Origin of the sequence: Brumimicrobium mesophilum (genome assembly GCF_003025005.1) — a bacterium.
Lineage (GTDB): Bacteria > Bacteroidota > Bacteroidia > Flavobacteriales_D > Crocinitomicaceae > Brumimicrobium > Brumimicrobium mesophilum.
This window is the reverse complement of the sequence record NZ_PVSS01000056.1, coordinates 1-958: the sequence shown is the minus strand read 5'-3', so window position 1 is coordinate 958 and position 958 is coordinate 1. Positions and strand designations below refer to the sequence as shown.

General features: G+C 36.6%; 1 protein-coding gene. It reads left to right on the top strand.

Annotation, left to right across the window (positions count from 1 at the left end):
- Nucleotides 1–342: 342 nt before the first annotated feature.
- Nucleotides 343–958 (top strand): reverse transcriptase domain-containing protein (locus C6368_RS17015; RefSeq protein ID WP_262494892.1); only part of this gene is annotated, 616 nt, incomplete at its 3' end.

Here is a 958-nt window from a genome sequence, read left to right as displayed (position 1 = left end):
AAGCTCGGTACTGACGAACAGGAACCGTATAAGAGGCATAATTACTTGGGTAAGCAAGCACATCATTGTAACGCCCAAAAGAATACCAAAAGGGTAATTATGTAGATACGGCAGGGATTGAGGGAAAGAAGATGCAATTACCTGGGGAGGTCTTGGAATAGATTCGTTTTCTATGCGTCAAGAAGTCAGCAGAAGTCATAGTAATTAATTACCTGATAAATTAATGAAGGACTGAACGATAATGGTCTTTAATAGACAAAGGAGCGTATTTACGTTACGGATAGTTTTCTAGTAAATAAGTAGCCTTTGATTAAGCGAGACAACAAACAAATTTTAGTATTAATGATTAAACGATTAACAAGTAAAAAGAATCTAAACGAAGCCTACTTGCAAGTTTACCGCAATAAAGGAGCTGGGGGAGTTGATAATGTTCAGGTAACTGAATTAAAATCAATACTCGAAGCGACAGGACAGCTGTTGAATGAGCAAATAGAACGAGAAGCGTATCAGGTGTCTCCAATAAAAGGAGTTGAAATACCTAAAAGCAATGGGGAAAAGAGGTTACTCGGTGTTCCAACAGTTGTGGATAGGTTTTATCAACAAGCATTACATCAAGTATTACAACCTCTTTTTGAGCCAGATTTTCGGACGCATAGTTACGGATTCAGACCAGAACGTAATGCTCATCAAGCTTTACTACAAAGCCTTGAAAACATCAATTCAGGTTATCAAGATATTTTGGATATTGATTTGAAGAGTTTCTTCGATGAAGTAGAACATTATATTCTGTTAGAGTTGATATACAAAAAGGTGAAATGTAAAGCAACTATGAAGTTGCTACGTTCATTTCTTAAAGCACCAATACTAATCAATGGGAAGTTGCAAAAACGAACAAAAGGCGTTCCTCAAGGTTCACCTTTAAGTCCTTTGTTATCTAATATCCTACTCAATGAGTTGG